Source organism: Paraburkholderia phymatum (genome assembly GCF_040965635.1).
GTDB lineage: Bacteria > Pseudomonadota > Gammaproteobacteria > Burkholderiales > Burkholderiaceae > Paraburkholderia > Paraburkholderia phymatum_B.
Window position 1 is genome coordinate 469,573 of sequence record NZ_JBFRCH010000002.1, and the last position, 22,519, is coordinate 492,091.

General features: G+C 62.2%; 19 protein-coding genes and 1 pseudogene. 12 read left to right on the forward strand and 8 right to left on the reverse strand.

Annotated elements, in window-relative coordinates; translation table 11 throughout:
* Window position 1 precedes the first annotated feature (1 nt).
* The 8 genes and pseudogenes from AB4Y32_RS05550 (at window position 2) to AB4Y32_RS05585 (ending at window position 6,525) form a co-directional block, all read left to right on the forward strand.
* On the forward strand, window positions 2-1,111 hold the full coding sequence (locus tag AB4Y32_RS05550) for a glycosyltransferase family 4 protein (RefSeq protein WP_368720351.1): 1,110 nt from the start codon (window positions 2-4) through the stop codon (window positions 1,109-1,111).
* The gene (locus AB4Y32_RS05555) at window positions 1,108-1,953 is read left to right on the forward strand and encodes a polysaccharide deacetylase family protein (protein ID WP_368720352.1); all 846 of its coding nucleotides are present in this window, start codon (window positions 1,108-1,110) and stop codon (window positions 1,951-1,953) included. Before AB4Y32_RS05550 ends, AB4Y32_RS05555 begins: the two co-directional genes overlap by 4 nt.
* A 298-nt stretch (window positions 1,954-2,251) precedes the next feature.
* Window positions 2,252-3,091 (forward strand): hypothetical protein, encoded by an 840-nt coding sequence (locus AB4Y32_RS05560; protein ID WP_368720353.1) that lies wholly within the window; start codon window positions 2,252-2,254, stop codon window positions 3,089-3,091.
* 424 nt (window positions 3,092-3,515) lie between these two features.
* Window positions 3,516-3,791 carry a hypothetical protein gene (locus AB4Y32_RS05565; protein ID WP_368720354.1) on the forward strand — a complete coding sequence of 92 codons (276 nt, stop codon included), beginning with the start codon at window positions 3,516-3,518 and terminating at the stop codon, window positions 3,789-3,791.
* 420 nt (window positions 3,792-4,211) lie between these two features.
* Window positions 4,212-4,358: pseudogene (locus tag AB4Y32_RS40680) on the forward strand (IS701 family transposase); the annotation flags it as partial.
* 240 nt (window positions 4,359-4,598) lie between these two features.
* Window positions 4,599-5,015, forward strand: a complete 417-nt coding sequence (locus AB4Y32_RS05570; RefSeq protein WP_368720355.1) for a hypothetical protein — start codon at window positions 4,599-4,601, stop codon at window positions 5,013-5,015.
* 730 nt (window positions 5,016-5,745) lie between these two features.
* Window positions 5,746-6,039 carry a superinfection immunity protein gene (locus AB4Y32_RS05580; RefSeq protein WP_368720555.1) on the forward strand — a complete coding sequence of 98 codons (294 nt, stop codon included), beginning with the start codon at window positions 5,746-5,748 and terminating at the stop codon, window positions 6,037-6,039.
* A 219-nt stretch (window positions 6,040-6,258) separates the two neighbouring features.
* Window positions 6,259-6,525 (forward strand): hypothetical protein, encoded by a 267-nt coding sequence (locus AB4Y32_RS05585; protein WP_368720356.1) that lies wholly within the window; start codon window positions 6,259-6,261, stop codon window positions 6,523-6,525.
* A 569-nt stretch (window positions 6,526-7,094) separates the two neighbouring features.
* Here the strand turns inward: AB4Y32_RS05585 and AB4Y32_RS05595 are convergent.
* The gene (locus AB4Y32_RS05595) at window positions 7,095-7,601 is read right to left on the reverse strand and encodes a hypothetical protein (RefSeq protein WP_368720358.1); all 507 of its coding nucleotides are present in this window, start codon (window positions 7,599-7,601) and stop codon (window positions 7,095-7,097) included.
* Window positions 7,602-7,769: 168 nt separating this feature from the next.
* Between AB4Y32_RS05595 and AB4Y32_RS05600 the strand changes: the two genes are divergently transcribed.
* The gene (locus AB4Y32_RS05600) at window positions 7,770-7,982 is read left to right on the forward strand and encodes a hypothetical protein (RefSeq protein ID WP_368720359.1); all 213 of its coding nucleotides are present in this window, start codon (window positions 7,770-7,772) and stop codon (window positions 7,980-7,982) included.
* Window positions 7,983-8,056: 74 nt separating this feature from the next.
* Here AB4Y32_RS05600 and AB4Y32_RS05605 read toward each other — a convergent pair whose 3' ends face one another.
* Window positions 8,057-9,244, reverse strand: coding sequence for a hypothetical protein (locus AB4Y32_RS05605; RefSeq protein WP_368720360.1), 1,188 nt, complete (start codon window positions 9,242-9,244; stop codon window positions 8,057-8,059).
* Window positions 9,245-9,613: 369 nt separating this feature from the next.
* On the opposite strand from AB4Y32_RS05605, the gene AB4Y32_RS05610 reads away from it, so the two are divergent.
* Window positions 9,614-11,455, forward strand: a complete 1,842-nt coding sequence (locus AB4Y32_RS05610) for a SulP family inorganic anion transporter (protein WP_368720361.1) — start codon at window positions 9,614-9,616, stop codon at window positions 11,453-11,455.
* Window positions 11,456-11,543: 88 nt separating this feature from the next.
* Here AB4Y32_RS05610 and AB4Y32_RS05615 read toward each other — a convergent pair whose 3' ends face one another.
* From AB4Y32_RS05615 to xylA, 6 genes are all read right to left on the reverse strand, one after another.
* Window positions 11,544-12,941, reverse strand: coding sequence for an MFS transporter (locus tag AB4Y32_RS05615; RefSeq protein ID WP_368720362.1), 1,398 nt, complete (start codon window positions 12,939-12,941; stop codon window positions 11,544-11,546).
* A 58-nt stretch (window positions 12,942-12,999) separates the two neighbouring features.
* Complete coding sequence (locus tag AB4Y32_RS05620; protein WP_368720363.1) at window positions 13,000-13,758, reverse strand: type IV pili methyl-accepting chemotaxis transducer N-terminal domain-containing protein; 759 nt, start codon at window positions 13,756-13,758, stop codon at window positions 13,000-13,002.
* A gap of 515 nt (window positions 13,759-14,273) precedes the next feature.
* Window positions 14,274-15,470, reverse strand: coding sequence for a sugar ABC transporter permease (locus AB4Y32_RS05625; RefSeq protein WP_368720364.1), 1,197 nt, complete (start codon window positions 15,468-15,470; stop codon window positions 14,274-14,276).
* Window positions 15,467-17,053: a D-xylose ABC transporter ATP-binding protein gene (gene xylG / locus AB4Y32_RS05630; protein WP_368720365.1), complete on the reverse strand. Its 1,587-nt coding sequence runs from the start codon at window positions 17,051-17,053 to the stop codon at window positions 15,467-15,469. The genes AB4Y32_RS05625 and xylG overlap by 4 nt, the downstream gene beginning before the upstream one ends.
* 75 nt (window positions 17,054-17,128) lie before the next feature.
* On the reverse strand, window positions 17,129-18,157 hold the full coding sequence (gene xylF, locus AB4Y32_RS05635; RefSeq protein WP_368720366.1) for a D-xylose ABC transporter substrate-binding protein: 1,029 nt from the start codon (window positions 18,155-18,157) through the stop codon (window positions 17,129-17,131).
* 246 nt (window positions 18,158-18,403) lie between these two features.
* Complete coding sequence (xylA, locus tag AB4Y32_RS05640) at window positions 18,404-19,729, reverse strand: xylose isomerase (RefSeq protein WP_368720367.1); 1,326 nt, start codon at window positions 19,727-19,729, stop codon at window positions 18,404-18,406.
* Between the two features lie 304 nt (window positions 19,730-20,033).
* Here xylA and AB4Y32_RS05645 point away from each other — a divergent pair, with 304 nt between their 5' ends.
* Window positions 20,034-21,260, forward strand: a complete 1,227-nt coding sequence (locus AB4Y32_RS05645) for a XylR family transcriptional regulator (RefSeq protein ID WP_368720368.1) — start codon at window positions 20,034-20,036, stop codon at window positions 21,258-21,260.
* A 59-nt stretch (window positions 21,261-21,319) separates the two neighbouring features.
* Window positions 21,320-22,411 carry an aldose epimerase family protein gene (locus AB4Y32_RS05650; RefSeq protein WP_368720369.1) on the forward strand — a complete coding sequence of 364 codons (1,092 nt, stop codon included), beginning with the start codon at window positions 21,320-21,322 and terminating at the stop codon, window positions 22,409-22,411.
* Window positions 22,412-22,519: the final 108 nt, after the last annotated feature.

The window sequence follows — 22,519 nt, forward strand, 5'->3', positions numbered from 1 at the left end:
CATGAATGTTTTGCATAGCGAATCTTCAACGGGATGGGGCGGCCAGGAGATTCGCACACTAAAAGAGATGGTTGCATTGCGGGAGCGGGGGCATACCGTCGAACTGGTGTGCCCGGCAAGAGCGGAGATCGGCCGGCGCGCGGCGGCAAACGGCTTTTCCGTGCATCACTCTTCCATGAAAACTGGCGGTGACATCGCGTCAATGATGGCGATCCGGTCGCTTGTGAATCGTCGAGCGTTCGATGTGGTCAACACGCACAGCGGTCACGACACCCTCGTTGCCGGGCTCGCGGCCCGGTCCGCCGGTGCGCCGCTTGTGGTCAGGACGCGGCATCTGGCGTTGCCGGTCACGTCGCTGGCGACGTATCGATGGATCCCGCACCGCGTGATCGCCGTCAGTTCGTACGTGCATCGGTATCTGGTCTCGGCCGGTGTGGATCATGACCGCATTGCGACCATTTATGACGGCGTTCCCGAGCCCGAGCAGCAAATCGAATCGACATTGCGCAGCGAACTCGGCCTTGGCGCCGACGCTGTGATCGGCTGCATGGTCGCGATGATGCGAGACCAGAAAGGCCACGACGATCTGATTGAAGCGGCGCGACCGCTGTTGACAAGCCGGCCCGAGTTGCACCTGGTCATGGCTGGCGACGGACCGAGCTTTGCGCGAATTCGAAGCCGTATCGAAGCGTTGGGGCTGAGTAGCCGGGTCCATTTGCTTGGTTTGCGTTCAGACGTGCCGAACGTACTGCGGGGCAGCGATTTTTTCGTGCTTCCGACTCATCAGGAAGCGCTCGGGCAGTCGTTCATCGAGGCCATGTCGCGCGGCTTGCCGGTGATTGGCACGCGCGTCGACGGCGTGCCGGAACTGATCGAGGATAACGTCAACGGGTTACTGGTTCCTTCGAAAGATCCTGTCTCGCTAAGGGCGGCGATCGTGCGGCTGCTCGACGATCGCGCGCTGCGCACGCGGCTTGGGGACCAGGCGCGCAGCATCATCGGGCGCTTTACGATCGCGCAGATGGCCGATCAAACGATCGCGTTTTACCGCCGGTGCCTCAGCGAACGAAACTACCATCGGAAACTGGCCGAACTGGAGCCGGCATCATGAAGGGCGTTGCGCGCGCGGTTCCGGTGCTGATGTATCACCACGTCAGTACGTCGCCCGGCATGATAACTGTTACGCCTGAGCATTTCGCCGAACATATTGCATGTATTGCGCAGCTTGGTTACCGGACGCTGAGTGCACGCCAGTTCGCGGACTACCTTGCGGGAACGCCGGTCCCACCGAAGTCGGTCGTCATTACATTCGACGACGGGTATCTCGACAACTGGGTGCATGCGCATCCAATTTTGCATCGGCATGGCTTCAATGCGCTTTGCTTCCTCGTAAGCGCGTGGCCGGGCGAGGGCGCGCCGCGGCCTAACGCGGCAGGCGGCGACATCACCTCGCTGCCGCGCCTGCTTGGTCACGAGGAGGGTGAATCAGCCATCGAGCAGGGCCGGGCCGACGATGTGATCCTGCGCTGGTCCGAAATCGAGGCAATGCGGCACACTGGTACGTTCGAGTTCCACAGCCATACGCACACGCATGCTCGCTGGGATCGGCTGACACGAGATCGTGACGAAAAACGGGAATGTCTGCGCGACGATCTCGCGAAAGCACGTGCGACGCTTCGTCAGCGGCTTGGCGACGTGTCGGACCATCTTTGCTGGCCGCAAGGCTATTACGACGACGACTACCGCGAGATCGCACTTGCCGCGGGCTTCCGGCACTTTTATACGTGCGACAGAGGCACCAATGTGGTCCAGCGGCAACCTCTCCCCACGGAAGCCGGGCAATCGATCAGGCGACTCGACGTGCGGGACAGGCCGGCTAACTGGCTTGCCAGTCGTCTCTGGGTCCATAGCCGTCCGGCGGTCAGCCGAGCTTACCTCGCCATCAAGCGCTGAAAGCCGACGTCCAACCGGGCCGTGTTGCGGCCACCGCAACGATGTCCAAACAGCAATGTAATCGAATGACCCGTCAAGGCCGACGCGGCCCACCGGCCGCGCGCTCTTGGAAGTCTGCGAAGAACTGTTTTTCCCACACCCCCTGCTCTTCTCCTGATTCTCGCCGCCGATTCAAAGCGCATAAAATCGCGAGCCAGCTAAATTTCTTACCAGATCTTCCGAAATAGGGAATGCGTGCGCCGAGGACCCTGCAGTACGCAGGTGCGCCGCAAATGACAATATCATCGGAAGGCCGAGAATGAAGATCAAACACAAGGGTATTTCCATCGCTGTGCTGGCGCTTGTGCTGGCGGCTTGTGGTGGTGGCGGCAGTTCCACGGGATCATCGTCCGCTGCGACGCAGACCACCACACCTCAAACTCCAACCCAGACGAACACGGACTGGACCTACCAAGGTTCAGCACCGACCGTGAACGGGGTGAACGGATTGGTCGCAGTCGTGCTCGTACCCGACACACTGACGGGAAATAGCCTCTCCGGAACGGCATTTACAGCGTCGAATGGCCCGTTGGCCAGCCAGGTACAGCAATCGAACTATGGCGGCGCATTCACGACGATCGCGTCCAGTTCTCTCGCCGTCTCGCTCACAAAGGGCAGCACGATCGCGGATATCAACGGCGCGGGCGGTTACGTCGCTATCGGCCGGTGGACACATGGGTCGGACTCGAGCGGTGGAAATTACACGGCCGATCAGGGTGCACACTACGCGGTTGGCACGCCCCTGACCCTGACACCCGGGATCGGTACCCTTTCGTGCACAAACCTGATGGATACCGCGCCGACGTCTGCGACGGGCAGCGTTGCGCCCGGCTCTCTTGTGTCCGCAACGGCAACACTGGATCTCGCAACGCTCAACCTCACGAACTTCAGCGCAACGGTCACGATCGGCGCGGACACGGCTGCGACGTTCACGAAGGCGAGCGCCTCGTCCAGCGGATCGGCAATGGGGGGCGGCGTCGCGCTGATGACACGACTGATGGGCAACGACAGCGCAAAGCCGCTGGTTGCTGTTGCCTACGGCGCGAAGCTGACCAACACCGGGGACATCAACGGCCTCGTTGTGCTTTCCTGCCAGTGACCTGCGTAAGGTGCCCTCTGTTGGCACCACTACGAGTTAAGGGTCCGGAGCGACAGCGCCGGACTCCTGGGTCGCTGTCGAGGGGAAGTCCGATAGGTCGGACGCGACAGCCGCTTCATTTTTTCGAGATTACGATCGTATTGCCGGTCGTCCTGAGGCTTGCGCCCGGCGGCGTACTGCTGCACGAAGCCAACAAGCTCACCCCGCGATAGCGGTGAAAGCCAATCACATTGCTCATGAAACTGGTGGCCATGTGGCATCGCGAACGGAAACTCTTCCAAGTTGCTGATTAAATCAGCTAACGCTAGCTAAATACGAGACATGTGCCTGGATTGGTGCGGCAACCGTCTACTCGCGGATGTGGTCTCTCCCTATGATGACGCCAAGGGTAATCGCCCGGGCATCACGGGAGAGAAACCGGTTCATGCTGCTGCAAGTACTTCAGTCCGTGACTTCGCGCACACTTCCGTTTTGGCGTCGCGAAACGACCATTGCAGGGTTCAACTTCAACCAGATTATCTCTGCGGCGTCGGAGATCATTTCCGAACTGAGCAACAGCGTACGCAAGCACAAAGACTCACATAGCCGCCGCGCCAAGATTGATAACCCGGGAGACGACGAATTGACTCCTGGAGCAATCAGCGAATCTTATTCGCGCGCGGATGAAGTGATGAACGACCGATTGAACAGGCCAGGATAACTGGTCCGATCCACTGAAATCATCCCTGAGAGTTACCATCGAGAAGCGCCACGCTCCCCAGCGAATCGCTCGGTGGCGTGCTCGTGCATCTGTACGCCTCGACGCGTGACGGTACTAGCAGGAGTCGTCAACCTGGACGATTTTGCGCTTCACGTGAGCGAGTACGTTGGCTTACCTACGAGTATTCGGCCCCAGAAATAAGTACAAGATCCTGAGCCAATTCCTATTGACTGGACTTAGAAATTCAGCGCCTTGTCCAGGGGCTGAAAAGTGATTTGGAATCCGAAATACACTTGAAATGAACAGACAGTCGCGAGGCCGCCGTGCTGCTTTCACGAAATTTTAGCGCAAGCAGCGCGACCGCCAACGAGGATCAGTTCCTCTTCTCTACGGCCCGCCCAGTTCCTTGTCAGAACGCGTATGCCTTGTCTTTCCAAATGGATCAATGTTCTGCTTACGACCGTGCCGGTTCGCTCGCAAGCCTCTTTCATGGAGCTATTGTGCGACCGCATGATCTCGCCCGAGGGATGGGTGACAAGAACGATCTCGGCCGGTGGCGGCACCCGGCGTGGACGACCGCGCATCTATGGCGTGCGGCTGAACACGCAGGCCATAGATGCGTTGCCCGCAGCCGCGCATCGCAAGTCCCGGAAACTCCACGTCCCTCAAGCGCGTCACAACCTGTCGGTGACAGGGTAACGCTGCTTCCGCGCGCAACGCATACGTTTCATCGCGATCCCAGTCTCGTTCGTCGTTTCTCAGCGGCCCGTCAGCCATGGCCGACGATGACGCCCGTGAGGGTTCAAATTGGAACAAAACCATGACATAAAACCGGCGCGCGTTTCAGGAATGCAACAATTCCGGCGCCGGATTTTTGCTACGTGTCTACGGTGCGCACAGAACGCGGGCGCGCTGACGCAGGCCGTAGGCGCTGCAGCAGCTTCGCGCGACTCACTGCTCTATGTTTCACGGCTGAAACCAAATCCTCTGCTTTTTCGTCAGCCGGCCGTCGCTAAGGTGTACGCCATGCGTCAAGCCCTGAGCCTGAATGCATGGTCCAATACTTGCTGCCAATTTTGCAAAAAAGCCGTCGAAAACGAAGTACAAAAACGAGCGTACATGGGGTTCATCATGCATAAGACCGGAGACCTTATCGCGGCGACTTCAGCGTTCATCGGATCGCTGGATCACACGAAGCGTTACGTACGTGCCGGTGTGCTGTAAATGCATTCCGCCACGCCAGGAGCCGCAGCCCGGGCGACGGGGCAACGCGCGACCCAAGGGTGGGACGAGCGGCCGACGTCCGGTATCGACGAAGATCGCTTGCCGCGCTGTCTTCTCGTGCTTAGCCGACAATTCGACCGGCCAACGGGTGCCGACGACCTCGTCGCCGGCATGCCGCTGATCGACAAGCGATTGACACCAGAGATGTTCATTCGGTCAGCGGCTCGTGTGGGCATCTCCGCCAGACCCGGCATGCGCGCTCCGGAGAGCATCTCCGATCTGGTCCTGCACGCCGCCCTGACCGAAAGCGTGCTCGTCTACGGCGTCGAACTGCATCAATGGGACCCCGCTGCACTTAGGCGCGGCATCGGGCACGTACCTCAGGATGTCGTGCTGTTCAACGGCAGAGTCAGGGACAACATCTTGCCCGGTGCGCCCAGCACGGATGACGCTGCCGTGCAGCGCGCCGTGCAGATTGCCGCGTGGCCCACTTCATCAACCGCTTGCCTGAAGGCTTCGAATTTTCCATGGCGCGCGCGGCGAAGCGCTGTCGGGTGGGGTCAGCGCCAGGCCATTGCCATTGCACGCATGGAACTGCTGTTGCCGCTGGTTCCGGGTGGACTGACCACGGCCCGGGCATCGTCAGCTGGAGTAGACACAATCAAATTTTCGACGGGGGTTTCACCGAATGACTGCTCTGCCAACGTTGTCACTGTCCGCCAGTGCCGGAATGTGGGCTGGGTTACTGCTTTACTTCGCCCCGACCTTTCTTGCACTGACACGTTCACACCACAGGATCAAGATCGTGGCGCTTATCAACCTTCTGGCTGGTTGGACCGGTTATGGCTGGTGGGTTGCGTACTCCCTGGCGTCAGGACCTGTGAGAGGCGCGGATGGATTGCGCGTGCGGTGCCGGTTTGGCTGGCACTTGCGTATGAACTCCGGTGGACCGAAGTGTGTCGAGGTGCGTTCAGCACCGTATCAAAGTGCCCTCGTATCAGCGGCAGATCAGCGAGGTTATTGACCAGGCATGGCGAGGACCGCTGCGATTTGCACCTCACCCGCGTGTGCCGCCGCAGCGACTCCTGAGCGCAAGTCGCTCGTTGCAACTCCTGTCATTGTGCGCAATTCGTGTGGACGGCCACATAGTTGCCGCCGGGAGCTTTCATCCCTTGCATTACACGATTGAACATAGCATTGAAACAAGACGCGAAAAGAAGTCTGAAAATCGGAGGGTACGATTATGCAGCGCTGGATTGCACGCTTGATTTCCCAACACGCCCCGACCCCTGAGAAGCTGGCAGGCCGGTCCCTGAGTGAGCTTCGGATGTGCCTGTTCCAGGCAGAGCAGCGCATTCTCGACGCTCAGTCGCACGCGGACTACTATCGGAGACGCATCGCCTTTTGCGAAGAGGTCGCCAGGATCGGCATCGAGAAGGTATCCGACCAGCGCAACAGGCAGCAAGAAGGCGCCATCAGGCCAAATCTGAAGCTCACTGCGTCCCAATAGATACCGGCGAAACCGCATCCAATGCGCTTTATGTACTGAGCCTTCCCCAGCACGCTTCCCGTGCTGCCCACAACTGATCGAGCGGAGCCGTTCGAAACCCGGTGGCCCGTCGGACAAACGGCGGTCAGCAGTATCGGTGCCGATAGCGGCCCTGGTTTGCTCCAGGCTTCCGCATGCGTCATCTATTGTCCCCGTGGAAAATCGGCTTACGACAACCAGAACTTCTGGAGGTGTCATGCTTTTTATTCACCATGGCACAGCAATTCAACCGTCAATCGCAAGAAGCGGCAACATGTTTGTCGCACGGGTTTCTATTCTTGCGGAAGACGGCGAGGTGACCTCACTTGGAGATCTTGGACTTTTCGTGAACCGGCAATCCGCGTTCGCGTTTGCCGTGCGGTGTGGCACTGCATTTGTGGACGATGAACCGCTGCCACGGGCTCCGTGGTCCTGTCAGCCCCAGTTAACGCGCGATTGAGCGCCGGAAGCGGCGTGGCATTCTTACGATCTTCCGCGGGTACGCGATCGTGGCCGAGTACTGGTTGCAATCGCAACCGCCTCGCGATCTCTCAGTTAGAGACCATTTCAAGTGCGACACGTGTCGCCATCCGCCGGACGTAAATCGGCAGCGTAGTGGATGGCAAAGCACGCCTCGCCACATTCAACGACCTGAAGATCCGGGATTGAAGCTGTGACCTGCTGTACGACCAGCAGTGGCCTGGACGTGCGCGACTCGTGACGGTCGGGTTCGAAGCTCCATCGACAACGTACCTTCCCTCTGGGCGACTCACCCTGGTGACCAGATGCTGAGCATCCGTGTTATCAGTTGCCGATAATGCCGATTTCTCGCCCGCTCGCACATTCATGCCATGCAAGCGGAGAGCGTTCGCCGCATCGGCGCGGGCGAGCGGCCGATGCATCGCCCGCTTGAGCATGCGCTCGCCTTCTTCTACGAAACGGACGACTGCGCCGATCGGCGCGCTGATGCGCTGTGACGAGCGCACCGTCCGGACCGGCCGTTGCAAGGCGAACGGTCTGTCTGCCCGCTCGTTGCACTCGCCGATTTTCGATTTCATAGCCAAGGACCGTTGCGCAGTATTTCCGGCCCTGACTCGCGCCGCAAATCGAACTGTTGTGTGCGCTCACGCGCATTTACCGCGCTCCATCCAAGAGTAAGGTGCCTTCTGGGAACCAACCAACTGAAACGGGTTCTGCGCATCCGATGCACCTTCCGGGGTTGAGCCGTGACCAATGCCATCCATGCAGTCCGTCAGTTTCAATCCTTCTCGGAATACATACGGGAAGGAAAGCAAAGGGCCGCCTCCAATCCTCGTATCGAGAAAGCCGTTCTCATGCCGATCGAGGCATCCAGCCACGTGGTCATTTCTCAGGACGGAAGCCGGCGCCTCGCGGCCGAGCAGCAAACCGAGCAGCAGCAATGGGATTGGGAAATCTAGCTAGCCCTCGTTCTGCACATCCCTTCGGTCGCACGAACGACCCGCATTCCCGCCGATCGCGTGAGCCGTTCAACTCACTGACTGTCCGCCGCATCAGGCGGCGAAGGCTGTCGCCAGCCCGAATCGCGGATCGCACGCGCCTGCGCATCGAGGCCATCGCCGGACACTGATGCGCGATCCATTGCGGTCCGATCCCGATGAGCCACGTCATTCGTGACCGTGCTGGGTGTGCTGTCCGCCGGTATGCCCGGTGGCAACGGCGGTAGTGTTGGCAATGCCGGCTGTGTCGGAAGCGCCGGCACGCTGCCCGTCACGGGCCGCGGCGGGTTGCGCGGCGCCGATACAACGGTGCTGCTGGCTGCAAGCGGCTTCCAGCCCGTCGACAGAATCGCGTGCTGAAGCAAGGCCTTGGCGTCCGTGCTGCTGCTATCGACGGTGAGCGCCTGCGATGCCTGCTTGAGTACGCAACTCCACACCCTGTCTCTCGCGCAGGCATTCGCGACGCCCAACGCAACGTCACGCTGGTTCTCGCGATCGCCGATGTCGCTTCGCATCTGCAATGCGTCGGCGTTGTGGGGCGCAACCGACAGCACCTCGGCAACCGCGGCCTTCGCTGCCGTCAGGTCGTTCCGCTCGAGATTCGCATGGGCGTCGCGCAGCGCGGCGTGTACGCCCCTGCCGTATTGCACGGCGCGCGGCGGCGCCGCTACGGCGAGCGCCGCCGTATTCGCCACGCGCTCACCTGCGACGATCGCAGCACTGCTGCTCCCCGGCCGCGCCACATCGGATGTAACGGCGCTGTCCGACGAGCTCATAGCCGTTACGGCCGCTTCGCTGTCGGTGACGCGGCCGCTATCGTCGTGATGACCGCCGCCAAGGCGCAGATACCCCGCATAGCCGACCGCCAGCACCAGCGCCATCGCCAGCACCAGCAAAAACACCAGCAGCGCGGCACCCCACGCGACGAACGAGCGCGCCGTGCTTTGCCAGAAAGACGGCGGCAATTCGGGCGGCGGGTCCGATATGTCGGGCCAGACGACGGCAGGCGAAGACCGTTCCTCTTGATCGCTGTCGGGCGAGGGCGCACGCGATGCGTCCCTTTCGACGGCCCTCAACGGCGCCTCCGCCCGACGGCGCGGCACGCTTGCAAGCGGATGACCGACGCCGCAGTGCGGACAGAACGCGACATGTTGATACAGCACGCCACCGCAACGTACGCACGGCGTCGGGAAAGGTTGAGCGAGTGTCGTTTCACCAGACATGCTTGAACCCCACGCTGTTGGTGGCGATGCCATTTCGACATGCTCAGGATCGAAGTTGAAGCAAACGACGGAGTCGGCGGAACTCACGATCCAGATCCGCTGGGTAGCGGTTGGCCCAGTCATTTCGTCATGGGCCGCGGTTTGTGCAATACGGCATTTTTCGCACGGCGCGACAGTCGCGTTTGTTACCTGTCGCACACAAGCATCCCGATTCCAGAAAGTGAACGATGACCAACCGGCTTTTTTGCACGCGCGTAGCAAGCGCCGCGAGGCCGCAAGAACGCCCATTCGTTACTACACTGAGCAATGTCGACAGCACCGCGCGCCGCATCGGCCGCCTGTCAGCGCGCGCACCTCCGGAGCTACGGCATGCGATCGTCTCCTGTAACCGCTCCCGTGCTTGATCGTCTCGCGCGGATTGCGCCGGGCCTTGTCGCCTTCGTCCGCTATCGCCGCGAAGACTTGCGCCATGATGTCGTGGCAGGTGTCTGCGTGGCGTCGGTTGCGCTGCCCGTCGGCGTCGCATACGCGGAGCTGGCCGGCTTCAACCCGGCCATCGGCCTGTATTCGTGCATCTGGCCGCTCGTCGCGTATGCGCTATTCGGGACCTCGCGCCAATTGATCGTCGGCCCGGATGCCGCGACGTGCGCGCTCGTCGCCGCGTCGATCGTGCCGCTTGCGGCCGTCGGCACGCCCGAATACCTGTCGATGTCGACGACGCTCGCATTTCTCGCGGGTCTCTTCTGCATCGCCGCGAGCTTCATCGGTCTCGGCGCCTGCGCCGACTTTCTGTCGCGCCCGATTCTCACCGGCTTCATGAACGGCATCGCGATTTCCATCGCCCTCGGACAGACGGGCAAGCTGCTCGGCTTCAAGATCGAATCGACGGGCGTCATTCGACCATTGATCGAAATCGTCACGAAGATCGGGCAAACGCATTTGCCGACGCTCGCCGTCGGACTGGGTGCATTCGCGTTGCTGCTGCTATTGCCGAGGTTCGCGCCACGCGTGCCCGCTGCGCTCGCCACGCTCGCAGCGGCCGCTTGCGTGACGGCCCTGCTCGCGCTCGACACGCACGGCGTACGCACGATCGGCGCCGTCCCTGCCGGACTGCCTTCGCTCGTCGTGCCGCGCATCCATTGGGACGCGCTTGATACGCTCGCCGTCGATGCTGCGGGCATCGCGCTGATCTCGTTCTGCAGCGCGACGCTGACGGCGCGCAGCTTCGCCGCAAAAAACGACTACGAGATCGATGACGACCGTGAAATGTCGGCGATCGGCGCGGCGAACATCGCGTCGGCGCTCTCGCATGGCTTCGCGATCAGCGGCGCCGACTCGCGCACGGCAATGAACGACATGATGGGGGGACGCACGCAACTGGCATCGATCGTTGCTGCCGCCGCGATCGCGTTCGTGCTGATCTTTCTCACCGGGCCACTGCGATTCGTGCCCGTTGCCGCGCTCGGCGCCGTGCTCGTGATGGCCGCCGTCTCGCTCGTCGACATCACTACGCTCAAGGGGCTATGGAGCGAAGCGCGCGGCGAGTTCGCCATCTGCCTGGCGGCGACCGTGGGCGTGGTTGCACTCGGCTCACTCAAAGGGATAGTGCTTGCCGTGGCGCTCGCGCTGTTCCGCTTCATCCGCCTCGTTGCGCGCCCTTCGCATGAAGTGCTCGGCACCGTCGATGGGATGAAGGGTTTTCACAGCACGGAACGCCATGCCGATGCGCGCCGCACGCCCGGGCTATGCCTCTTTCGCTTCAATTCGCCGATCGTGTTTTTCAACGCGCGATACTTCAAGCGGACGGCGCTCGACGTCGTCGCGCAGATGATGCCGCCGCCGCAATGGTTCGTGCTGGACGCGCTGGCCGTGACGGGCGTCGATGTCACCGGGCGTCACGCGATCGAAGAGCTGCGAGAGGAACTCTCGCAGCGCGGCGTGTCGCTCGTGCTCGCGGGACGCCGCACGCAACGGCTCGACTGGCTTCACAAGCACGGCATGGACGACGTGACGGCCGCGCAGTTGCACTTTCCGACGCTGCGTGCCGCCGTCCGCGCATTTCACGCGGCGCGGCAACGCGAATCGGGTGAACCTGTTTCAACGCCATCGATCCCGACTCCGCGCGACGCGCCGCTTCGCCCAACCGATCCAGCACCCGCCCCGCTCGATCAGGCCGTCACGCGGCGGCGCGACGACGGAATGCCGACCTGACGCTGCCGCTGATCGCTGATGCGCGAGGCAGGCGCGACCGATGAAACTCGCTTCGCGAAGAGTTAAGCGAAGAGTGAAGCGAAGACTATCAAGCTCCGCTATCCGCACTCACGCCCGCGCGAATCGGCTCGACGACAGCATGGCTCTCCTTCGGCAGCGCCCATTCGAGCCAGCGTACGCGATGCAGCACCACGAGGCCGAACGCAATCGCTGCGAGCACGCCGAACGTCGCAAAGCCCATCTGATAGCTGCCCGTGCTTTCCTTCGCAATGCCCATGATGACGGGCAGATAGAATCCGCCGATACCGCCCGCTGCGCCGATGATGCCCGACATCAAACCTGTCTTGCCCTTCCAGCGCTGCGGCACGAGCTGGAACGTCGCGCCGTTGCCGAGACCGAAGCACACATACGTCGCGATCAGCAGCACGATACCCGCCGACAGCGGCGGCATCCAAGCGGCGAACAGGAAGTCGCACAGCGAGATCGCCGCAAGCAGGATCACGAGCGCGCGCACGCCGGAGATGCGATCCGCGACGAGCCCGCCGACAGGCCGCACGAGCGCGCCGATACACGCGAGCAGCGACATGAAGAGACCTGCTTCGAGACGCGGCATCTGATAGAGCGAAATGAGCAGCGTCGTCACATACGACGACATGCCGACAAAGCCGCCGAACGTGATGCTATAGACGAGCATGACGATCCACGTATCGCCCTCGACGAGCACGCTCCGATAATGCTTCGGCAGCACGGCGATCGCGAGCAGCGCGCCGAGCACGGGCAACAGCAGCACGCCCGTCTTGCCTGCGCCGAACACGCCTGCGTGCACGGCGACGACGAGCGCGACAAGACCCGCGAGCGTCACGATGAAGCTGCGCATTGCCTGCGAGCCGCTGCCCGTCTTCACCCCGAGATCCCTTGCCCAGAAGAACAGCGCGACAGCGGCAAGACCCAGCAGCGGCAGCCCGGCGCCCGCGGCCTTGGCCCAGCCGAAGTGATCGGCGAGTGACGGGAACATGAAGCCGTCGAGCACCGCGCCGATGTTGCCTGCCGCCGCGAGGCCCAGCACGAGGCCCTGCACCTTCGGCGGATAATTGCTGCCTGCCATCGGCAATGCGACCGCGAAGCTCGCGCCGCCGACGCCGAGAAACACGCCGAGTATCAGCAGCAGCGTGTATGACGGCATGCCGGGCATCAGCAGCAGCACGATCGAAGGAATCGCCGACAGCGCGACGCCCATCAGCGCGACGCGTCGTCCATCGCAAGCCTGATAGAGATTGCCGAGCGTCACGCGCAGGATCGCCGCGCCGAGCACGGGCACCGCGACGAGAAAGCCCAGTTCGGCGGGCGACATCGCGATGTCCTTGTGAATGAACGGCGCGAGCGGCCCGAACATGACCCACACGGTGAAGCCGGTATCGAAGTACAGGAAGCACGCGAGCAGCGCGCGCCAGTTACCGCTTGCAAGCGAATTCAGCAGGTTTTTCATCGGTCTCTCTCATTGAACGAAAGCAGGACTGGTGCGTTGGTGGTGCAAATGAAAAAGGTCAGGCGCGTTCGGCAATCCGATTGCGCGCGGCAATGGGTGAAACAGCGATGGGTGAAACGTTGCGCGGCATATGGCGCGGCACGTCGCGTCGCGGCGAGGCTTCTTCGCTATCGCTGTCGACGACGCTGTAGATCAGCGCGTCCATCTCCTTGATGATGTCGGCGAGCACGGTCGTGATGACGGCGAACTCGCGGCCATACGAGCCCGCGCGCGCCGCCGAAATGCGCGCATTCAACGCGACGATGTTCGCCTGCATCGAAATGCCCGACAGCTGCTCCGCGATGGCCGACTGACGACGCCGCGCCGCTGCTTCGATGCCGCGCATCTCATGCTGGTACGCGAGCGTGATGTCCTGCAGCAGTTCGAGCAGCGGCGTCGCCTGCGCGACGAGGGCTTCGACGTGTGCTTGCGCTGCGTCGTCGCGTGCTTCCACGTTCGCGGCCGTTTGCTCCGTCAGCGCGATGAAGCGTCCGACGCGCTCGTCGGCCTTGCGCGTGCCGTGATAAAGCTGACGCAGCGCATCCGAGAACACGCCCGGCAGATGATCGTTGCCGTTCACGAGCACCGCGTGTGTCGTTGCGAACGTCGCGAGGCATTCGCGCGCGACTGCGAGCGCGGCCATGTCGCCATGCGACGCGAGCAATACGTGCAGCACGATGCGTTGCGAAAGCATCCGCTGACGGCCCGACAGATTGATCAGTTCGCCGATCGTCTGTCCCGATACCTCGATGCGTTGCGTGCTGGTGTACTCGTTCATCGTGCCGATTGTTTCAAATGGGCGCGTCGGACGCGCGTGTCAAATGAGCGCGTTTCAGAGCGCGTTTCATTCGCGCAAGAAAAAAGCGTCCCGAACCGCACGCATGTGCCGCCGACCGATGCGATCGAGCGATCCTCGCGTTGCGTTTCGGGACGCCGTTGCCCCTGTCGTCCGCCCGTCATGCGAGCGTCCGCAAAAAAATCCAGAAATCCTTGAAGCCGCCGTTGGCCCCGCGGCGGATAACGCAATAGGTATGCCATCGGCCTCTGTGAGGCCGTCGCTTCATGTCGAAACGGGCTTCCGGAAGCGCGTTCGAAGCGTGCGAGCATCGCGCAATCGCTTGCGGCACAAGGCTTGCGCGTTTTCTTTTATTTTTCTGACGCGACGCACGTCCTACCCGTTTCCGTCCACGTACGACAAAAGAAAAGCGCCCTTCGCAGGGCGCCTGCACGCGCCTCGACGAAGCGCGCGGATGCTGTGCCGTGGTGCAGCGCACCACAGCCGTGCGCGATGCGCTATCGCCGTTCGGACCCCGAGATCACGTCGATCCACACGGCCAGCACGAGAATGCCGCCCTTCACGATCATCTGCCAGTACGAGTCGACGTCGAGCATCGACATGCCGTTGTCGAGGCTCGCCATCACGAGCGCGCCGATCAGCGCGCCGTAGACGGTGCCGGAGCCGCCGCGCATCGACGTGCCGCCGATGAAGCACGCGGCGATCGCATCGAGCTCGCCCATCGATCCCGCCGAAGGCGACCCCGCCGCGAGACGCGCCGTGTTGATGAGCCCGCCGAACGCGCACATCAGGCCCATCAGCGCGAAGATCGCGAGCTTCACGCAGTTCGTGTTGACGCCGGACAGGCGCGTCGCTTCGAGATTCGAGCCGACCGCATAGATGCGCCGGCCGAACACCGTTTGCGTCGCGATGTACGTGAAGATGCCGAGCAGCGCAAGCAGCAGCAGCACGGGCACGGGAATGCCGCCGTAGCGGTTGAGCGTCGCGACGAACGCAAGCAGGATCAGCCCCGCCGCGACGATCTTCACGCCGTCCTGCCAGAGCGGCACGACGCTCAGGTTGTAGTGCTGGCGCTTCTGCCGCTGCCGCACCGTCAGCGCGGCGAGCAGCACGAATAGCACGACGGCGAGCGTGTCGCCGGCGATACGCGGCAGATAGCCTTGCCCGATGAACACGAAGTTGTCGGAGACGGGCGCGATCGTCGAACCGCCCGTGACGCCGAGCAGCACGCCGCGATACGCGAGCATGCCGCCCAGTCCGACGATGAACGACGGCACGCGCAGATACGTCGACCACCACCCGTTGAACAACCCGACGGCGATGCCGAGCACCATCACGACGGGCAGCGTCGCCGCGAGCGGCCAGTGATACGTGACGTCGAGAATCGCCGCGACGCCGCCCAGCAGGCCGAGCAGCGCACCGACGGACAGATCGATCTCCCCCGAGATGATGACGAACACCATCCCGCACGCGAGCATCCCCGTGATCGACATCTGCCGCAGCAGATTCGACAGGTTGCGCGGCGTGACGAACGCGCCATCGGTGAGAAACGAAAAGAAAATCCAGATGACGGCGACGGCCAGCAGCAGCGCGAGCAGCTTGTAACGCGCGAACAGCAGCTTGATGCGCTGCCCCGACGCGAGCGACGCGCCGTGTTTTGCGTGGCTATCGGTGGAAGTAAGATCAGGTGTCATGCGACGCTCGCCAGTTGAGTGGGGTCGTTGCGTTGGGGGGCATTGTTTCCGGTGTCGTTGCTTCCGGCGCCGATGGCGGCCGTGAGAATGTGTTCCTGCGTGAGGCCGTCGTTGGCGAAATCGCCGCGCAGTTCGCCCTCGCCGATCACGAGCACGCGATCGCTGACGCCAAGCACTTCCGGCAATTCCGACGACACCATGATGATCGACACGCCGCGCTTCGCGAGCGCGAACATCAGCTTATAGATTTCGTACTTCGCGCCGACATCGACGCCGCGTGTCGGCTCATCGAGAATCAGCACGGACGGATCGGTGAGCAGCATGCGCGTGAGCACCGCTTTCTGCTGGTTGCCGCCCGAGAGACTCGCGATCGACAGCATCGGATGCGCGGCGCGCACCGATAGCCGCTTCATCTCCGTGTTGATCGTGTCGAGCTCCGATGCCGTATCGATGCGTCCGCCCTTCGCGAAGCGTTGCAGCACCGCGAGCGTGATGTTGTGGCCCACGCCCAGTTGCGGCACGATGCCATGACGCTTGCGGTCCTCGGGCACCATCGCGATGCCGGCCGCGATCGCATCGGCGGGCGTGCGGATCTTGAGGCGCTTGCCGTTCATCCACACTTGCGCTTCGCTGATGCCCGCATACGCGCCGAAAATTGCCTGCATCAGTTCCGTGCGGCCCGCGCCGACGAGTCCCGCGACGCCGAGTATTTCCCCTTTGCGCAACGCAAACGACACGTCGTCAACGCGCTTGCGGTTCGTGTTCGTCACGTCGTAGCACGTGACGTTGCGCGCTTCGAATATCACGTCGCCGATATCGTGCGGCTCGCGTGGAAAGAGATTCGTGATCTCGCGCCCCACCATCATCGCGATGATGCGGTCGGTGTCGAGCTGCTTCATCGGCTGCGTGCCGACATGCTTGCCGTCGCGTATCACGGTGATCGTGTCGCACACGGCTTCCACTTCGTCGAGCTTGTGCGAGATGTACACGCACGCGACGCCGCGCTTCTTCAGGTCGCGCACGATGTCGAGCAGGATCTTCGTTTCCGCTGCCGTCAGCGAAGAAGAAGGCTCGTCGAGTATCAGCAATCTCGCCTGCTTGTTGAGCGCCTTGGCGATTTCGATCAGTTGCTGATGCCCGCCGCCGTAGTTCATCACCGGCTGCGCGACGTTGATGCCCGTGATGTTCAGCTCGCGCAGGAGCGAGTCCGCGCGCTGATACATTGCCGCGTAATTCATGCGGCCGCCGGGCAACGTGATTTCATTGCCGAGAAAGATGTTCTCCGCCACCGACAACTGCGGCACCAGCATCAGTTCCTGGTGAATGATGACGATGCCAGCGCGTTCGGTATCGCGGATGTTCTGCGCGACGAGCGGCTTGCCGTCCCAGACGATTTCGCCCGACCATTTGCCGTGCGGATAGACGCCCGACAGAATCTTCATCAGCGTCGATTTTCCTGCGCCGTTTTCACCGCACAGTCCGACGCATTCGCCGGGCGCGACGACGAGATTGATGCCGTCGAGCGCCTTCACTCCGGCAAACGACTTGGCGATGCCGCGCATCTCCAGTAGCGCTTGTGCCATGCGTAATGTCCTGGATGGATGAAAGATGCACGAGCGCTTTCCTGCTTTTGAAACAGGAAAGCGCCGCGCCCGCTATCAGTTGCCAGTCAGTTGCGCCTGCGTATAGAAGCCGTCCTTGATCACGACGTCGACATTGCTCTTCGTGAGGAGCGTCGGTTGCAGCAGAACGGTGTCGACCTGCTTCTTGCCGTTGTCGTACTTCGCGTTGAATGCGGGCTTCTCGCCCTTCGCGAGATCGACGGCGAGCTTGGCAGCTTCGCCTGCGATCAGCTTCAGCGGCTTGTAGACGGTCATCGTCTGCGTGCCGGCGATCACGCGCTTGACGGCCGCGAGGTCGGCATCCTGGCCGGACACAGGCACCTTGCCCGCCATCTTCTGCGCCGCGAGCGCCTGGATCGCGCCGCCTGCCGTACCGTCGTTCGACGCGACGATCGCATCGATCTTGTTGTTGTTCGCGGTCAGCGCATCTTCCGTGATGCGCAGCGCCGTTGCCGCGCTCCATTCAGGCACCCACTGCTGGCCGACGATCTTCACGTCGCCGCGATCGATCGCGGGCTTCAGCACCTTCATCTGCCCTTCGCGCAGCATCTTCGCGTTGTTGTCGGTCGGCGCGCCGCCCAGCAGGAAGTAGTTGCCCTTCGGCTGCGCGTTAAAGACGCCCTGCGCCTGCAGTTCGCCCACCTTTTCGTTGTCGAACGAGATATAGGCGTCGACGTCGGAATCGAGAATCAGGCGGTCATACGAGACGACCTTGATGCCTGCCTTGTGTGCTTCCGCGACGACATTGCCGAGTGTCTTCGAGTTGAACGGTACGATCACGATCACGTCGACGCCGCGCGAAATCAGGTTCTCGATCTGCGAGATCTGTCGCGCTTCGCTCGCGTCGGCGGATTGAACGGAGACTTTCGCCCCGAGCTTCGTTGCAGCCGCGACGAAATAGTCGCGATCGCGCGACCAGCGCTCGACGCGCAGATCGTCGATGCAGAAGCCGATCTCGGGCTTGTCCTTGCTCGCGTGCGCGAGCGGCGCCACCATCGTCAGACCCGCGGCCATCGCCGCGCAAACGAGGGAACTCAATACGGAACGACGCATTGCAGATTTCATGTCTCACTCCATTTAGGGTTGCGTGCGGTATCGAATGCGAGAACTCGAAAAACGCCGTCTTAACCTCAAGGGCGCGCCGCGAATACCTGTTCGCGAGCGTCGGTTGTTGTCGAAAGCCGTGTCCCATTTTTATTCGCACGACAGCGTGTGCCGTGCGCGCCGGCGGAGCAATTGCGAAATCTGCCGGCGCTGCTAACGATTTTTCGTGCGGCTTTAAAAGCCGAAGTGGAATGCCAGATGGAGTGGCTATTTGGCGTGCGAGTAGATCGCCTGATTGACGATGTTCTCCAGATGCTCCTGCTGTCCGCTGACATGGCGCGGCGCGATGTTCCGCTGCACGGCATCGCTCGCGAGCGACTCGAGCGTATAGCCGCCTGCGAGCACCTTGCGTCCGAACTCGCTGTCCCAGCCCGCGTAGCGCTGCTGCTTGAATGCGCCGAGGCGGTCGTTTTCGACAAGATGTGCCGCCCGCTCCAGCGCGATCGCGATCACATCGATTGCGCCGATATGGCCATGCAGCAGATCTTCGGGATCGATGCTCTGGCGACGCACTTTCGCGTCGAAGTTCATGCCGCCCGTCGTAAAGCCGCCATTGCGCAGAATCTCGTAGAACGCGAGCGTGAGTTCTTCGACACTATTTGGGAACTGGTCAGTATCCCAACCGTTTTGCGGATCGCCGCGATTCGCGTCGACGCTGCCGAAAGTCCCCAACGCGAATGCATTGGCGATTTCATGGTGGAACGAATGGCCCGCGAGCGTCGCATGATTCGCTTCGATGTTCACGCGGATTTCATTCTGCAAACCGAATTGCGTCAGGAAGCCGTGAACAGTGGCGACGTCATAGTCGTATTGATGCTTGGTCGGCTCTTGCGGTTTCGGCTCGATCAGCAGCGCGCCCTTGAAGCCGAGCTTGTGCTTGTGCTCGACGACCATGCTCATGAAGCGGCCCAACTGCTCGCGCTCGCGCTTGAGGTCGGTATTGAGGAGCGTGTCGTAGCCTTCGCGGCCACCCCACAGCACATAGTTCGCGCCGCCAAGACGATGCGTCGCTTCGAGCGCGTGAAAGACCTGCGCGGCGGCAAACGCGAACACATCCGGGTTCGGACTGGTCGCCGCACCGGCCGCATAACGCGGATTCGAAAAGAGATTCGCCGTGCCCCACAGCAGCTTGACACCCGTCTCCTGCTGCTTGCGCGCGAGCACGTCCGTCATCGCCTTGAAGTTGTTCACGTATGTGCTGATGCTGTCGCCTTCGGGCGCGACGTCGGTGTCATGAAACGTGTAGAACGGCGTGCCCAGCTTCGAAAACAGCTCGAATGCGTGGTCCGCTTTCATATGTGCCTTTTGGAGCGCGTCACCCGGACGATGCCACGGGCGCTCGAACGTCCCCGCTCCGAAGATATCCGTGCCCGGCCACACGAACGTATGCCAGTAACAGACGGCAAGGCGCAGGTGATCTTCCATGCGCTTGCCGAGCACCAGCTTGTCCTTGTCGTAATGGCGGTATGCGAACGGGTTGTCCGTCTGCGGGCCTTCGTAGCGCACAGCGGGCAAATGTTCGAAGTAAGACATGCGCGTCTCCTTGGGTATCGGCCCGGCATTGCATCGGGCCATGCATGATGTGACGCCATGCTGACGCTTGCCGCTTTGCGCGGCAATTGCGAAATTCGCCAGCGCGCTTGGTGATTCTTGCTGGCGCTTAAAATCCATTGGCGGGCAAGGGGAAGTGGCGCCTAGAATAAGCAGAACACTTAAATGTCAGCGGCGTTCAAAACCCCCGCCAAAGCAGCCGCAAACATAAAAAACGGAATTCCGGAGACAACGTGACATTCAACGCAATGCGCGCGCCGCGCTGCACCATGCGCCAGGAACCCCGATGACACGACAGCACGCCGCTCAACGCACGCACCGGATCGCATTGCTCTTCAATGCAAACAAGGTGTACGACCGCGAGATCATCACGGGGATCGGCAATTACCTGCTGTCGACGCGCGTCGCGTGGGACCTGTTCCTCGAAGAAGATTTCCGCGCGCGACTGAACGGCATCGAGTGCTTCGAAGGCGATGGCTTTATCGCGGACTTCGACGATCCCGCCGTCTGCGAGGCATTGGCGAATTCCCGTTTGCCCGTCGTCGCCGTGGGCGGATCGTATGAGGACGCGTCGAAGTATCCGCCTAACCTGCCGTACATCGCGACCGACAACATGCAGCTGGTGTCGCTCGCGTACAAGCATCTGATCGGCGCGGGGCTGCAACGCTTCGCGCTGTACAGCCTGCCCGAATCGCCGACGAACCGCTGGTCCCAGGAACGCGAGCTTGTGTTCAATGCGCTGCTGAAGGCGGACGGACTCGAATGCGACGTGCATCGCGGACTGCCGACGAGCGCGCCCGTCTGGCACCAGGCCAGCGTGCAGCTGACGGAGTGGCTGCAAAGCCTGCCGAAGCCCGTCGGCATCATCGCAGTGACGGATGCGCGCGCGCGTCAGGTGTTGCAGGCGTGTCTGATCAGCGGCATTCCCGTGCCCGAGCAGGTGGCGATCATCGGCATCGACAACGATCCGCTGACGCGCTCGCTCACGCGCATTCCGTTGTCGTCGGTGATCCAGGGCACGGAGGAAATGGGCCGTACGGCCGCGCACCTGCTGCACCAGATGCTGGGCGGCGCGCGTTTTGCGGGACGCCGCATTCTCGTGCCGCCCGTCGGCATCAACGTATGCGAATCGACGAAGCATGAGCCGCTCGCAAGCCCCTACGTGATGCGCGCGCGTCACTACATCCGCCAGTACGCGTGCCAGGGCATCAAGACGGATCAGGTGGCCGACTATGTGGGCGTGTCGCGCTCGTCGCTCGAAGATTACTTCCGGCGCGAACTCGGCTGCACCGTGCATCAGGAAATCCTCAAGCACAAGCTCGATGTCGCGAAGCAATTGCTCGCGCAGCAGGACATGTCGAGCGCCGAAGTCGCAATACGCTGCGGCTTCACTTCGCTGCAATACATGTATGCCGTGTTTCGCCGCGAACTCGACTGCACGCCGCGCGAGTATCAGGAGCGCATGCAGGCCGCGCAGCAGGCGCCGTCAGCGTCATCGTCGCAAATGCCTTAATCTGGTCTCACACTCTGGTTCTACCTTCGCCTCACCTTCGGGTCTCACGAGCGACCGACATGAATTACGCCGACATGCAAATCACCGACACCTCCACATCATCCAGCGTGCAGATCGAGCGCTGGGGCACGTTGCCCGGTCTCGGCGACATTCGTCTGTTCACGCTGCGCAACGCGCACGGCATGCGCGCGACGATCAGCGACTTCGGCGCGACGCTCGTCTCGTGGCATGCGCCCGACCGCGCGGGCCGCGTCGCCGACGTGCTGCTCGGCCACGACACGCCCGCCGAATATCTGGCGAGCCGCTGGTTTTTCGGCTCGACGATCGGCCGCTGGGCGAACCGCATCGCGCACGCGCGCTTTACGCTCGACGGCGTCACGTATCAACTGGACCGCAACGAAGGAGACAATCTGCTGCACGGCGGCGCAAGCGGCTTTCACAAGGCGCTATGGACGGCGCGCGAATTGGACGGCGCGCTCGTGCTCTCGCATGAATCGCCGGAAGGCGACGCGGGCTTTCCGGGCGCCGTGTCGGCCACGGTCCGCTATGCGCTCGACGACGACGGCGCGCTGACCATCGACTACGATGCGACAGCCGATGCACCCACGCCCATCAGCCTCACGAATCACGCGTACTTCTATCTGTCCGGCGATGCGCTCGCCGATGCTTCAGACATCCGCGGCCATGTGATTTCGATCGATGCGGACGCATTCTTCGCCGTCGACGAAGCGATGATCCCGACCGAACGAAAGGACGTGGCGGGCAGCGTGTTCGACTTTCGCGCGGGCGCGCCCATCGGCGCGCGGCTCGACTGGCCCGATGCGCAGCTTGCGCGCGCGGGGGGCTTCGATCATTGCTACGTGCTGTGCGACGATGCGGCCGCATTGCGCAAGGCCGCCGTGCTCTACGATCCCGTGAGCGGCCGCGAACTCACCGTATCGACGAACGCGCAGGGCATGCAGTTCTACACGGGCAATTTTCTCGCCGGCGCGAAGGGTCGCAACGGCAGGACGTACTGCAAGCACGCGGCGTTGTGCCTCGAAACAGGGGCGTTTCCGAACCAGATCAATATGCCGGACGCGCATGCCGTCGTGCTACGGCCCGGCGCGCACTACCGGCACACTACCGTCTACCGGCTCGGCGTGCGTTGAGCGCTGAAGCCATCGCACGCGGCTTGCCGTAATCCGTCGAAACATTGACGGTGTTGTAAATCGCGCCCGGCGATTGCGGCATGCACTACGCCGTGAAATCATAGGCAC